This window comes from Pseudomonas sp. AP19, from assembly GCF_001728855.1.
Classification (GTDB): Bacteria; Pseudomonadota; Gammaproteobacteria; order Pseudomonadales; family Pseudomonadaceae; genus Aquipseudomonas; species Aquipseudomonas fluorescens.
In genome coordinates this window covers 47,766-61,549 of sequence record NZ_LXJP01000021.1, presented here as the reverse complement: position 1 = coordinate 61,549, position 13,784 = coordinate 47,766, and the positions used below count along the sequence as shown (strand labels likewise).

9 protein-coding genes are annotated in these 13,784 nt (G+C 54.6%); 1 reads left to right on the top strand and 8 read right to left on the bottom strand.

The window, feature by feature from the left end; genetic code table 11:
* The first annotated feature begins 310 nt into the window (after positions 1-310).
* Positions 311-1,288: a hypothetical protein gene (locus tag A7D21_RS16265; RefSeq protein ID WP_069552138.1), complete on the top strand. Its 978-nt coding sequence runs from the start codon at positions 311-313 to the stop codon at positions 1,286-1,288.
* Between the two features lie 397 nt (positions 1,289-1,685).
* On the opposite strand, the gene A7D21_RS16260 is transcribed toward A7D21_RS16265, so the two are convergent.
* From A7D21_RS16260 to A7D21_RS36635, 8 genes are all read right to left on the bottom strand, one after another.
* Positions 1,686-2,978: a hypothetical protein gene (locus A7D21_RS16260; RefSeq protein ID WP_069552137.1), complete on the bottom strand. Its 1,293-nt coding sequence runs from the start codon at positions 2,976-2,978 to the stop codon at positions 1,686-1,688.
* Positions 2,978-3,298, bottom strand: coding sequence for a hypothetical protein (locus A7D21_RS16255; RefSeq protein ID WP_069552136.1), 321 nt, complete (start codon positions 3,296-3,298; stop codon positions 2,978-2,980). The genes A7D21_RS16260 and A7D21_RS16255 overlap by 1 nt, the downstream gene beginning before the upstream one ends.
* 920 nt (positions 3,299-4,218) lie before the next feature.
* Entirely contained in the window at positions 4,219-4,350 is a 132-nt protein-coding gene (locus A7D21_RS36250) for a hypothetical protein (protein WP_256556254.1), read from the bottom strand.
* 33 nt (positions 4,351-4,383) lie between these two features.
* The gene (locus tag A7D21_RS16250) at positions 4,384-5,235 is read right to left on the bottom strand and encodes a hypothetical protein (RefSeq protein ID WP_141718226.1); all 852 of its coding nucleotides are present in this window, start codon (positions 5,233-5,235) and stop codon (positions 4,384-4,386) included.
* Positions 5,236-5,965: 730 nt separating this feature from the next.
* The gene (locus tag A7D21_RS16245) at positions 5,966-6,772 is read right to left on the bottom strand and encodes an HNH endonuclease (protein ID WP_256556253.1); all 807 of its coding nucleotides are present in this window, start codon (positions 6,770-6,772) and stop codon (positions 5,966-5,968) included.
* A gap of 131 nt (positions 6,773-6,903) precedes the next feature.
* Positions 6,904-9,204 carry an AAA family ATPase gene (locus A7D21_RS16240; protein ID WP_069552133.1) on the bottom strand — a complete coding sequence of 767 codons (2,301 nt, stop codon included), beginning with the start codon at positions 9,202-9,204 and terminating at the stop codon, positions 6,904-6,906.
* On the bottom strand, positions 9,191-13,009 hold the full coding sequence (locus A7D21_RS16235) for an NACHT domain-containing NTPase (RefSeq protein WP_069552132.1): 3,819 nt from the start codon (positions 13,007-13,009) through the stop codon (positions 9,191-9,193). The genes A7D21_RS16240 and A7D21_RS16235 overlap by 14 nt, the downstream gene beginning before the upstream one ends.
* A gap of 221 nt (positions 13,010-13,230) precedes the next feature.
* Positions 13,231-13,452, bottom strand: a complete 222-nt coding sequence (locus A7D21_RS36635) for a hypothetical protein (protein ID WP_371859220.1) — start codon at positions 13,450-13,452, stop codon at positions 13,231-13,233.
* Positions 13,453-13,784: the final 332 nt, after the last annotated feature.

Genomic DNA, 13,784 nt, shown 5'->3' with positions numbered 1-13,784 from the left:
GAGCCTTCAGAAAGTCTCGCTGGAACTGGGCGGCAATCCGCTGCGTCCTCGATTACTGCGTAGAGTTCGTCGACGTACCGTCTGAATTTGCCGACTAGGAGTCTTCCCATTGCGCTCGTTAGTCGGTAAGCATTTGACGATCGCCCGGTAGCTGCAACTGGATATCAGCTGCAAAATGCGGAACTTACGTTGTACCCTACTGTGGACTCACGAACGTTAAGTGGGTGCGAAGCGGTGTGAGAAGGTGACTGCTGATAGATCGCTTCGCTGCAGAACTCGCTGTTTTACGATTTGGAGACCTGGAGGACTGATGAGTTTCACTAGCTTTGAAGATGCGGACAAGATCGTTGACCGGTTCATCAACGTGTTACATATGCATGGCGTCACTCCAGCGATCGGCTCAAAAATCGAGAGTGAGTTCCTCTCTCCATTGGAGCTACTGGAATCGACCCGCAGTCTTGGTGCATTGGTTGATAACCCAGAATTACTTGCTGACGCCGCAGGCATGTACGACCTTGCGGCAAAGCTTCTAGCTGTTGAGACGCAACCAGAATTCGACTCCTTTATCCCGCATTTGAAGCTGTTTGAAGCGGGAGCTGAATTTTCGACGGCTGTACAGCCGAAGAAAGGTGATATTCGGGATGACGTGAACCGAAAACTCGCTGAGCTATATCTGGGCTCGCTTGCTGTGCATTTCGCCTTCAATATTCAGCTGGACCATCCGGTGAACTCAAAAGGTGATAACCCAGACGTAATGTTTGAGGTCAAGCCGGAGGAGGGAGCTCCGTCTCTTTGGGCGTTGGCCATCAAGACTGTTAGCTCTCGTAGCGGTCAAACAATCTTCGAGAACATCCAGAAGGCCGCAAAGCAGATCGACGCAGCCGCGTGCCCTGCGAATCGAGGTATGGTGGTCATAAACCTTAAGGGCTCATTGCAGCATGATGAACTCTGGAAGAGCACGTATAACTCTCTGGACGACGCGAAAGCGGAATTGCTGGCGCAGATAGATGCCATCATCGATGCAGCCGAAGCTAATCGACCCCTTTCGGATTGGGAGCCATTATTCTCAAGTCGGACCGCGCCGCTTGTGTTCTTTTTTGCCCAGGCGGTCGTCAGATTACGCTTGCCTGGATTTAATGAGGTGCCGACCGTACTGAAGATTGCAAAACTGGCGAATCCACTTGGTCGACAAGACCCTATGGCTGAGTCGATTGGTACACATCTGAACCATTTTATGCAGAGCATTCATTTGGGGATTGCAGGCACACTTGACCAAATGCCCACGTAACCCTCTATGATCACAGCGTGAGAACTGGTCGGAGAAGGGCATCGCCAGCCACATGCAGTAGAGAGTGCGGTTGAGGCGGCTAATCGCCGTAGAGATCTGTTCGGAAAGCGCAAAATGTTACTGGATCACTGGTCACGAAATGTGTGTGGCATTCAGGAAGTGCAGGGCAGTGGGACGGCTACCAATTGAGGCAAAGCTTCTTACTTAACCCTGCTGAAGTCGGCCAGTACTAGGATCGGGTGCTAAGGGCGAATGTAGAGTTACTTCGTCCCGGCTATATAATTAAAGGGGTGGCGAGATTTTATCTCGCAACCCCTTTTTTAGTTTTAGGGAATTTTACCCCCTGCAAAACGACTGACTCTGGGTGAAACCCTCACGCTTTGACGCCTGTATGCGATTATTCCACCGGGCAGCCAAGCGCCGCCATAAAACGCTCTTTCACGGCGCCCTCAGGCATTTTCTGGACAAATGACAGTAGCAGTTTGAATTGCTGAAGACGGATCCACTGTTCCGAACTATCCCCAGCGTCCTCTTGATCCTCTGCATACACGTCGACAAAAAAATCTGCAGCCACTTGCGCTACGCGTTCAATGACAAACTCAGGATAGCCTCTAGCAAAAATCTTCCCGGCTAACGGATGAAAGGACACGTAATCGGGCACCATTCCTCCCGAACACTCACGCAGCGCGCTATTAAGGTCATCAAGCAACTCCGCAGCCTTGCGCTCATAATACTGCGCATGTTCTTGCGGAGAATCGAGGATTGCCAAAATATTGTCGAAGATGCCTTCGATGCCACCGGCAATTGTCGACAACCCAAGCCAAGACTCTTCATCGGCACAACGGCGATGAATAGCGTTGCGGATGAAAGCCAAACGTTCGGCCGCTGGGGGATGGCTGTCGCTGAAATCTATCCCGATTTTTTCAAGGCATTGGTAGATCTGCAGCACGAACTCTATGCCGGCGTATCTGAATTGCAGGGCAATGGCGTCGGCTGAAGATTGGTCATCTTCTCTCGTCCCCAACACAAACATAGTTCCAAAAAAATCCGCGATAAACTCGTCGAGGTGTTCTACACGGTCCACCCCCGGCAGGTCATCCGATAGTTCTTCCAGGATTCCAGGCGTGTCCGAAGCAATATGTCCGATCTCGTGACAGAGCAGAAACGACTCGGCCTCCATCGCCAGATTGTTTGCTACCTGCCTCTGGGCTTCGTTGATCGCATAGTCGGCACCATGGGCAACATTTGTTTCCTGGAACCACCAGAACACTTCAGCTACCAGCCTGGCAGTTTCGTGCAACTCAACTTCAACGCTTTGGTCGGCGATCGAGAAGCGAGTCGCGATGATCCGTGCCAATCGGTACACGAATTCTCTCATGCCCGTACTGAAAAGGATGGCATAGCCGTTTTCCATACTGGTGATGCTGGCATCAGGGAAAGGGCTGTCGATTGTGCCTATCGCGACAGTGTCGGATTCCAATAGCGAAATCAGTACAGGATGAAGCCGGGGTTTCAAGTAGCTGACTAGAAACTCCGCCCAATCCTTCTCGTTAAGTTCTGTGAGCAAATCGGACAGTTTTAGTCCGACAGTCTGGCAAGCAGTGGTGACAGCAGAAGGGATATCAATCTCCGTGTAGACGCGACGGCTCGCGTTCGCCTTCATGGATGCGACGTAGTCTTTCGGCGTCATTACTGGGCTCGCTTGAACTTCACCTTAATACCGGCTTGCATACCGGCCTCGAGCTTGCCAATAAGCGCAATGCTGCCTTTAGCATTGACCCCGAGCGACACTTCAATCTCATCGACGCAATAACCCGATTTCGCTACCGGTTGTTCGTCCAGCATTGCCTGGAACCGTGATAGCACCGTCTTGAGGTTTTCACTCAGGATTTCCAAGTCAACTTCGGTGGTATTTATTTTAGGTCGCCCCAGTGATGGGAGGGCGTTGCGCGTTACTGTTTCGGTCGTTTCGATATCCCAGACTTCAATGGAGCCCAGTCCACTAGTCATAGCACTTTCCTGATATTGATTACTGTGGCCCACCCTACGATGAGGGGCAGAGGGGAGGTGCGAATGATAGCATTCTGGCGCTATTTCGCAGCGGGTGTGCTTTGGTCCTTCAAACTCATTTTTTCGCAAGATTTTATCACGCGATTACGTCTGCTATCGCCACAAACGTGCGTTAACCTGCTCATTAGTATGTTAACTGGGGCTGTCAGATAGCGTTATTATCGACCGGTGACCGCCAGTCCTGACAAGCGGCCAGGGTCAAAGGGAGACGTACTGCATGACTGAATTTTGCAGGTCCTCATCAACTGAGCTTGGCTATCGGGGGAGGGGTTTAGGAACATCTACGCTGATAGATTTATTCATAGTTGGCGATACAGAATCAGCAATCCCCTTGGGCCACTTTTGCATCAGTGCAAACAGACTGGAGACCTTCCCGCAACCAAAAAATTAAGGTCTCCATGACTTCAGCCCTTCATTTTTGCGACCGCAAACAAGAACTCCAACAATTGATAGAGTCTTGGCACAGCGCTAGCGATTGCAACTCGCCAACCCCCCAACTGGTTGTGATCAAGGGTGAACCGGGCTTACCCGATTGGCCACTTGGCATCGATTGGGGTTGTCTCCTCAGACGGACCGTTCCAACCGTTAATTAGGGGCGCAGGCATGCACCTTCACTTCAAGGGGCTTGAACCTTTTTGGGATGGCCAACCGATGGCGCCAATCTACTATCAAGCCGAAAAGCAGGTTTCGAACCGAATCAAATCCAGCACCAAGAAAGGCTGATCTGTCCGCCTAGGAAGGGAGTGCAGCGAGGTAAGCGGTACCGTATCGCCAGCCAAGACTCGACGGCATCTGAGCCATTCTCAGTTTTCCGATTGCGCATTCATTTGTTCTACCTGGGCAGCATTATTGTCCATCAATCACGCCCGCAATAAATGCTCTCCGACGTCTTGAACCTCATTGATGGCCAGCAGCGTCCCATAACCCGGGTCTTGCTGGCGCATGCGCTGAGCCAACGTGATCTCGCCAAGGGCATCGAATTGACCTCTCATTGTAAATGGCAAGCTGCGCACGGCTAGGGGTACTCAATCTGGCAACGGGATGAAACGCAGACGGTCTTCAGTTTCTTCGACCAACGCGTCGATCAACTCCTCATCAGTTCTAAACTCGTTGCGGTGCACTGTGCGGATCAGCATATGGTCGGCGTCGACTAGTTTGTCGGGGTCAACGATAACTAAAAGTCGCTCTGCACCTTCGGCGACGTCCGTCTGCACGCACGCGATGCCGCCGTCAACAACGTCGAAGAAGCGGCTGCCGGTATTGAGCACATCTGATCCGAGCTCCCGCAGCTTCTTCGCGATGCTCAACTCAGGAGCGTCGGCGGAAACCAGAGGGGTGGGAAAAAGGGCCAGCCACCATGGAGGATCGGCTGGGGGCTGGCCACTGTCTCCCAATGCCTGGTTAATTCGGGTCTTCATGGTTTCAGTCGTTGCGACGGAGAGACGCACAGCAAACAGGCGTAATCCGCTTGAAATGACCTTAGGGGAGGGCGCACGGATTGTCAGCAGCGATTCGAACGCTGCGACGTTCGCAGACAGGATGGAAAAAAAATAGGCTTCGTCGGCGGAGTCTTGGTCAGTGACCAACAATGGAAGCACATTGCGCTTATCAAGGATCACTGCCACCGCTATGGGCATTAGGGGAAACTCGAATTCATTACGACGGATGTGCCCGCCGGCTGCCAAGGCAGCCTGGACGGCATACGAATCACCAGACCTCACGGACTTCTTCAGTTGTAGGTCTTCAGGGGCCAGGTTTGTGGGCTCGGCGGCGGCTAAGCAGGCTGCCGCCCACAAAACGATCACCAAAAATGCATGGATGGCGCAACGGGTACAGTTGCGCAACTTTGGCATCGTCCATTTCGGATTAGTGCCCACGCTCCGCCCCTCCTCGGACCGGTGCAAGGTCGTTGATTAAATGCTGCGCAAAAACCGGCATGCCATCCATTTTGAACCGCCGCAGCAATCTCCAGACAGAAGGATTGTGTTGCCTAATGACCAGATTGTAGACCGTTAATTCGGGCAACCCGGACCACTGAGCGTGTGTTGACCATTTCAAGAAACTGCACGGGCGCGCGGAGCGTAAAGGTGATTCCGCCGGAGGGATTTTTACGGAGTGGCGACAAAGGGCAGCAAACGGCCGACTCTGTTGAAACTCGGATTTTCAGCCTGCGTAAAATCAATTACGGCTACCACCGTAAATCAAAGCTATGCAGAAGGTGATTGGCCGGGATGTGATCTTCAAGGTTGAAGGAGAAAGCAGTCGCTGTTGCCCACTCGATAACTGACCCGTCATGCTCTGTGATCCCTCGCCAGCCAAGGCAGAGATTTTGCCCGCGCCAGAAAGGCGAGTTACTCTTCCAACAGAATCGACGGTTTGCTGCCCTTATGCGAGTGGCCAAGGAAAATGACGATCGATAAAAATGCTGATCAGTCAGGTTCAGGTACAACAGGTAAAGTGTCCAACGGAGCAGCAGCTCCATCTAGCCCCGAATTGCAGCGCTTTAAGGGAGATACCACGCAGAAGTTGGAACAATGTTGGGCATGACGGGAGTCCTAGGGCGTCGGCGCGCAGGCATACATTCAAAGCCATCAGCGCTAGCGAAGCTTAGCGGGTTAGTCGTTGCTTGAAGTCTTGCAGCCAGGCGCTTGCCATGGACGCGTAGGGGGCCTCTGGCGCGGCGGCTGCCTTAAGCTCATTCAGCATACGGTCACGCAGCAGCCGCAAACGTGCGGCGACGCCTACAGCGGGTGTACCAAGCAGTTGACGCTGGGCAGCAGGCGCCTCCAAGTCGGCAATCGATTTCGCCAAATCAATGATCAGGTCCCCGAGGAACTCCATTGCCCGCAGCACCCGGGTTCGGTCTTCAAGGAGCTTGAGGCGGTTTAACCCATAGACCTGAATCGAAACCGCGCCGCGTTCTCGCTGTTGCGTACTGCCAGTGGGCACGATCAGGCCGGTGGGATGTGCAGGATCGACGCTGTACATCAGGTGGGCGGCAGGATCATCATCGCAGGGATTGAGGAGCAATGGCTCCTCCCTGATAAAGTCATTAGACTCCGCCGTAGCCCGCACCCCGCTGTTGGCCAGGGGGAAGCTGTTTTTCTTACCTGCCTGGTGCAACTTGGGAGATGCGGTGGCAGCAAGTGCCGCGAGGCTAGTGGAAGCCTCGACGATCACCTGACCACGCTTGCGATTACAGTCGATACAGGACGGCAGCAGGTTTTCCCACTGCATGGCGATCCACCAATATCCCCCGTGTGTTTCAGCTTCGGTTACGCCTCCTTTCGGTCGATAGTGCTCGATGTCCACCGGTGCCGAGGCTGCGTAGTAAGTTTCACAGTAAGCACACTTGCCGTGGAACATTTTTTCCAGGGCGCGTCGTACATCTTCACCCTTGTAGGCCGTGTACACGAAACTCTGTTTCTTTTTCCCTGCAGGAGGAGGCGTGTTGCGGTGTAGTCGCAGACGGGCTAGTTCATCTGTACCTGCAGCTCCTGGCAGCAAAGATGGGGGGGTGGAAACGCGGTTAACGCGGCGCATGCTCAGAGGTTCTCCAGGGCGGCCAATATTTCGTCTTTAGCCTCGCGGCGCAATGCATGGAGCGCCTCGCTGCTCGCGGCACGTCGCCTGCCAAGATACTCTGCAACGGCCTGTTGTACGATCCGATGGACCTCGCTCGAACCAATTGGCAGCGCACTGGTAATGTCGCTGCTGAAATTGGTTAAAACCTGTTGATCCTCAGCACTGAGTGCCTCTCCGCGGGAGCGCGCCGCCATCAGGTCGGCGATGCTGGCCAAGCGGCGATCAGTATAGGCATCATCGGTGGACAGCATCTGGAAGAGATCCGAGGTCAGCAGCTGTTCGAGCCGCAAGTCCGCGACCGAGGGTAACCCCTCCATGCTTTCGATGATCATCGGCATCTGACTGTCAAGTTGGGTTTCAGATGTGGCTACACGTTGAAGTACCGCCACTTCGCCTTCTCCCATGCCTCGCAGGCACAGCGGATCATGCGTGGTCACGATGAAGGTCATGTTCGGCAATGCGGCACGCAGACGGGACATCACCTGGACCTTCCAGCGCGGATGAAGATGCGCCTCGATTTCGTCGATAAGGATTACCCCGCGTGCGGACTGAATGCTTTCAAATCCAGGGTGAACGGCTGGGCTCATGAGCCCTTTTATGATGTCGCAGACCATCGCCAGCATTGAGCGGTAGCCTGATGAAACAGCGTGAAACGGCGTGCGATTATAGCGGGTTGTTCCGTCGCTTTCGGTGATCGCGGTCACCACGCGTAGTCCATTGCTGTCCGCTGTTCGCTGAATGACATCAAAATCGCCATCAATTGCGAGCACATCGCGTAGCGTTCGGATCACCATGTCGAATCGGTCCTGCCGTAGCGTGCTCAGCCATGCCTCAGGATTGGACAGTGTATTGCTATCGAATAGGTTATGAACGTGTGCATGCCTGGTCACGCGTGGTTTGCCGTTGGTAAATCTACGAAACGCGCCATACGCGAAAACCGGAACCTGCTGGTTGCCAAGACTGCTGTCGTGAAGGTGGGTATGATTGTCGATACTCAGCGTCACCCAGTTGTCTTGAGTAAGACCAATGCGAATCTCGGCACGTAGTGCTTGAGTGGCACGTTCCGCCCCGAGCTGGCTGGGGTCAATCACCAAGTCCGACCAGGACACGCCAAGTGCACTGCGTGTCGCAGCAGGAATCAGGGCCAAGGCGATTGCCTCAAGGATCGAGGTTTTACCGGTCGCATTTTCTCCCAGTATGACGAGAGACGGAGCGGTTTTGCTCTGCCGCTCTGTGGAGCGAACAGCCGGCTCCTTGAGACTGAGCTTCAACTGCTCAATGGCTTTGAAATTATTAATCTGGATCGTAGTGACGGATTCTCTGATGGCGCTAGGTGCCACGGCCCGCCCACCATTCGCCCTGAGTGCTAGTTCCTCACGCTGAAGCCCTAGCAACGAGCGCTGAAGAATCGCTAAGGCATCGGGCGACTTCGCCAGCCTGTGAAAGGCGGGAACGATCTGCTCAGGCGTCAGAGTTCGAGCGATCCCATTGATCGGCACATGGCTGAGAAGGCGGCGTAGCAACAAGTACCAGGAGCCGCCGAATTCCAGGCTGGCAAAATCGAAGATTTTCCCGAGATCGGGTCGGTCCGGCTCCTTCAAGAAAGTGCGTAAATCGCTCAAGCGCGACAAGTAAGCATGATAGCGCTGGTTGCGGCGCGCAGATCGATTCAGATCGAAAATTGCAATCGTCGCCTCACCTTGCGGAGTGCCGTAGAGCAATTCACCGTCCAGGGTTGGGATGAGGTGTTTGACAAAGCTTCGAGTCTCCGTCGGATCTAACAGCAGCGCACGCTCCTTAGGTAAGTCTGAAGACCAGACTCCATCGCCGCGTGCAACGTAGGCTTCAACATGTTGAAGGCCGGGGAGGGCACAGCGTGCTCCCCGAACAGGGAACTGGGGTTCAATCGGCACGCAGCCGGAACAGATAGGTAACAGGTTTTGCCAGGCATCGGCCAACCAGAGGTAGTAAAGGTGGGCCTGACTCGACTTGACCAAGGGCAAGGCATTGCCTGTGGGACGGAATCGGTAAACCAAAAGCTCGTCGGTGGCCTCGCAGAACGCACACCGTTGTCGGCTCATTTGGCCGAGGGCATCTCGCAGTTGCGCATCCTCGGGGTCGAAACCGATCGCTGGCACACTGGTTTGGTCGCGTCGGCCCGACTCCAGTTGCCAGAACTGGAGCATCTGCAAACGAGACGCTTGCGCCTGCCGGGACTTGAGGGCTACGGGCGGCTCACCGGGGCGCTCAATGCTTTGCATGGTGATCTCCCGAGTGATGTTCGAAGGTGAAATGGAGGTCAAGATCGGCAGCGATGAGGGCGACTTGCTCAATACGCCACGGGCTGGGATCAGCTGCCTCCATTGCAAGCTGCACCGCACAGGAGCGCATGTAAGCACGGAAGCGTGGTACCGGATGGATTTTCGCGAGATCGAGAATCGCTTGGTAGGCGATCTGCCTTGGTATCTCGCTTAACAAGCCGAACAGACGCTCCCGGGCATCTTGGGCGTCGTCGCGAAGCGTCGGGGAGTAGACACCTTTATTCGCGCGGTCTAGGTCATTCGCCACCCTTACCGCGCTATGAACCAGCAGGTACAACTGTTTCAAATAGGTCGGTGTCTTGAACTTACCGATGGCGTTGACCGCGTCTCGCCGTCCACCGAGCAGCGCCACACTGAATCGCTCACCAAATTCCGCTCTCTCGTAGGCCGACCCTCTCCTGAACACTTTTTCCAACTTAGGTAGCGCCAAGGCGGGGTCTGCATCAGTCCTGATTGCATACCAGACAGGCAGTAGCTCTGAGGGCGTAGTAGAGTCGTCTATTTTTTTTGCCGCCAGAATGGCGATGTCAGACGCCTGGATCCCTCCAGCAGTCATGATCGCCCGACTGTAGCGCAGGCAATCTTGATTCAGCACCTGGTGCTCCGACAACCAGTGATAGACCATAGGTGCCAGATGATCGTGAAGATCGGGGGCGTGGTACACCAGGTCGTGCAACACATAGTAGGAAGACTGCTCAGGCAGACCGGTGGAAAGCTCCCATTCGATTTCCTGACGCAGAACCTTGCCAGTTACAACCGGCCATTGCTGTAAAAGGGCTTTGAACCAGCGGGGAAACCCATTGAGTTCCCAGAGCGCGTAACGCATTGCCGATTCCGCTTCAGCTTCGTTCAGGCAGGCAATCGCTTGGGCGTTTTCGAGCTCAATATCGAGGCCCGCCAAGCCGAACACGACGGCATAAGGGATGCTATTGGGTTCAGCACCCTCCGATCGAGTTAGCGGCTGGCTGGCCCGCCAGAAAGCTATGGCAGCATCGCGATAGGCTTCGGCAACCTCATTGCCAAACTCCGGGATCAAGGCCGTCCAGTTACTACCCTCCGATCTTTTCGAAAGCCCCTGACCTTCACGAACGTGGTCTAGCAAGTTAGCCTGGTTATGGCTCAATTGATCCGCTTTCAATCCCGGAGGATGCCGGATGATTTCTGGGTTGGCTTTCATGTGAGCGACAAAGGCGTCCCATTCCTTTTTTTTGGTTTGCTGTCGCCGGGTATGTTGTCGCTGAAATTTTTTATCTTGCGCTTGGTACCGCAACACCGCCGGATCAGGTGACGGGTTAAGCATGACCTGCAGGGTTGCTTGAATTTCGGCATCCTCGCTCTTCAAGCCAAGCAGTTCGTCACGCCAGTGATCAAGCTTGCCGTTTTCAGCGTAAGTGCGGTGCGCGCGAGCCAAGGCCACATATCGATCATCCGCAAGCGGCCGCTCCTGTACCCAGGCAAGCGTTCTGGCGAAGCTGGCCTCATCGAACGCCCAGAAATGCCCTGGCCAGGTCACCGGCCAGTCATCCCTGAGATTTTGGCCGGTCCGCTCCCTCTGGCAGCGGCATTCCGCAACGGTCCACCAGAACAACGCGTCGTTAAGCGCGTGCCATTTCGGAACCAACTCAGCCAATTTGCTCTTTGGCATCTGCAGATCAACGTCCCCCCAGAGCAGCAACGCAGGGACAACCGATAGGATGGTCAGAGACGTTGTCGACAAAGCCTGAGAGGAGCGCGCTCGGACGAGGCGCTCGACACACTGCAAGGCGATTGGCATGAGCCAGTGGTACTCTTTCGACACCGCACATTCGCCGCGCTCGAAATGAGGTTCGTGTTTCAGATACCCCAGCAAGCCTTCGGCAAAAACGTGCAACAATTCGACGTCATCGGATTGTTCGGTGAGAGGCAGGCGCTGAACGAGCCCGGTTAGGTTGCTGGTTAGACCGGTACCTTTATATCTATCATGCTTCCCTGATCTTGGAAGCGTCTGCAAAATTAAATCCACAGATTCCGCCAGGGGCGGCGCGTGCTCTACTATTTCGGTGAATAGTGCACGCGGAATCGCCGGCTCGTCGGCCAGAATTGCCTTCCAAAGCTCATAGAAACGGTCCACGCCACTCAGGGACGCGATCGCTCTCACCGATACTATACGTGCGTACACGTCTCGTGCTGGATCCGAAGCAATAGTGAATAGGCGCTCCGCGCACTGCCCCATTTTCCCTTGCCAGGCCAAACGTCCCAGGAAGAAAATTGCGTCGTCGCTGTCGAAGTGCTCGTCAATCAGGCGGAGGGTGAGCTGTTCCAGATCTGGGCGGGCGATTCTCACTATGGCGCCGTTGTCCAACCCTCTGAGGGACGAGGTGGCGTCAGTGATCTGCGCGAGCACACGGGATAAGGTTTCCTCTCGGGCAATTAACGGGAGCGTTGCTGCGTCCCCACCTTCGAGCACTACGTCAGGATACTCCGCAATGATTCGGTCTCGAATGGGGTCGTCGAACAGGATCAACCAGGGTAGCAGGGGGCGCAGGCGCGAACTCAGCACTGTTCTGCCGTACTGCCAACGAAAGATCCACGACTCTAGTTGGAGTCGGTTGGCTTCACTACCCAATCGGTTGCTGATCCAGTGGGCCGCCAGCAGTTCACGGATCTCGCGGTGGCGAAAGCGCACCTCGCCATAAACGGGCTCGCCAAAAATCCCGCTGGTTAACAATGCGGTGAGTTCAGCCGAAGACCAATCGCTAAGGAGGTTAGAAGGCTGAATAGCCTCTGCGGAGTTGAATCCCGGCAATCCTATGCTTGAAATGCCGGTCAGTACGACACAGATGGCGAGTAGCTGAGCAGCCGCCTCCATACGCGGCAGCGCAAGGCCCGGGAAGTCTGGGATGGCCTGGCTCAACTGACGCCTAACACTGTCCTGCAAGATCGTTAATCTATTAGAGAAAGCCTGCTCATCCTTCCAAGTGCTGATAAGGTCGCGAAGATCAAAGGGTAACTGAGCGAGAGAGAGGAGGTCGCCTCTTTCGAGTTCATTCATGAACAAGTTGCTGTCTGCAACACCGCTGTGCTCCGCAAACACTCGCACATCGTCTTTGCCAAGGGGAGTTAGCTGGTAAAGGCGCAGAGAGGAGAGGGGGTTATCGGTCTTGATTGTGGAATAACTGTCGACACTTGCTTGCGTATCGGCGATGTCATCGGTGGTCGCCCCACTGTTGAGCGAAGTCATCTGAGAGTCAAATGGAAGCACTTCCTCGACGAACGAACGGTCGCGCTGGGGTCTCCATGCGTAAGGCCGACTCGAAACATAGATGTGAGCCCTTTGGCCAGCTTGGCCAATCCGGCTGGCGAAGCTTCGTAAGGCCAGTTCGAAAGCCCGCGCCTCCGTCAGGCGGATTTCATCAACGGAGTCGAGAAAGAACCAGGCCTCGTCGGTACCCTCCAGCCAGGCAGCGAATGCTTCCGCTGTACCCACCTCAAAGGCAGCCTCAAAGCCATCCGTGAGATCTTCGACGCGGATGAAGAAGGCAGACTTGTCGCAAGCAGCCAGATGTCGCGCCGCCCACTTCAACTCATATGTTTTGCCCGCTCCAGCCTCAGCAAGGATGATCACACGGTACTCGCTAAACAACTCATCCCACGTTTTCTTTTCTCCATGGGCGTAGCCCAGCCAGAACTCTCCGAGCGGATGGTCTTCTTTCTGGAAGATGTCTGGAATGGGCGTGAAATGACGGGTGAGTGGTACTGGAGGCATCTAGCGTCCCTGCTGAGAGTATGGCGCATTGCTGTACGCCAATATATGTAGAAAATGGCAGAATGATATCCCAATTTCAGACACCCGGGCTGCTGCTCAAACACTGGCCCCGCAGTGGGTGCAGGGGGATGATCTTCACTTATGTACGCGAGCCTCCATTTCGAACGCGCCGCCTCGAAGTAGAATTGCAGGCACGGAACGATGTCTTTCATTACCTTTTTTTAGGGCTTATTGGCGACAACCGATGCTGCAGCTTCCTGTGCAGAGATTTTGGCAACTGGCTTGACGTCGCTCGGCTCCCCGAGCGAGGAGTTTAGGCTTACCAGCTCATTATTTTCGTCCAGTTCCACAGTAATCAAAGACCTGTACACTGGGATGTCGTGCAAGGTCTGGCGAAATTTGACCGTTTTGGTATCAGTCAACGGGACGGTTTCCGTGCCGATTACTTTGAACTGACTCTCGGCCGTTGGCGTCGTAAGTGCTGTGAATCCAGGCGCGTGATTACTCTCAAGCGCTAAGTAGAGGTATCGTTTCGTTGCTGTTTCTGGATCTGCAGCTTCGGTCGGTACCGCGGCAGCACTGAACGCTTTGAATGATGTGCATTCTTCCGCAAGGTCGCGAATGTGGGGCTTGCGCTGTCGTCAGCCGAATGAATAGAGAAGGACTTCAGCCCGTTCCCTTTTTCCTTTTCCATCTTGAATGTTGGCATTTCCTATTGTCTGCTGATTGCCCGCTACATCAGAATTCAACGGATATGGTGTTAGATCGGCACCCA

What these genes read in the sequence shown, in the direction of transcription:
- A7D21_RS16235 (WP_069552132.1), bottom strand. Translation starts at nt 13,009, where the DNA reads ATGCCTCCAGTACCACTCACCCGTCATTTCACGCCCATTCCAGACATC.
- A7D21_RS16265 (WP_069552138.1), top strand. Translation starts at nt 311, where the DNA reads ATGAGTTTCACTAGCTTTGAAGATGCGGACAAGATCGTTGACCGGTTC.
- A7D21_RS16240 (WP_069552133.1), bottom strand. Translation starts at nt 9,204, where the DNA reads ATGCAAAGCATTGAGCGCCCCGGTGAGCCGCCCGTAGCCCTCAAGTCC.
- A7D21_RS16255 (WP_069552136.1), bottom strand. Translation starts at nt 3,298, where the DNA reads ATGACTAGTGGACTGGGCTCCATTGAAGTCTGGGATATCGAAACGACC.
- A7D21_RS36250 (WP_256556254.1), bottom strand. Translation starts at nt 4,350, where the DNA reads ATGAGAGGTCAATTCGATGCCCTTGGCGAGATCACGTTGGCTCAGCGC.
- A7D21_RS16260 (WP_069552137.1), bottom strand. Translation starts at nt 2,978, where the DNA reads ATGACGCCGAAAGACTACGTCGCATCCATGAAGGCGAACGCGAGCCGT.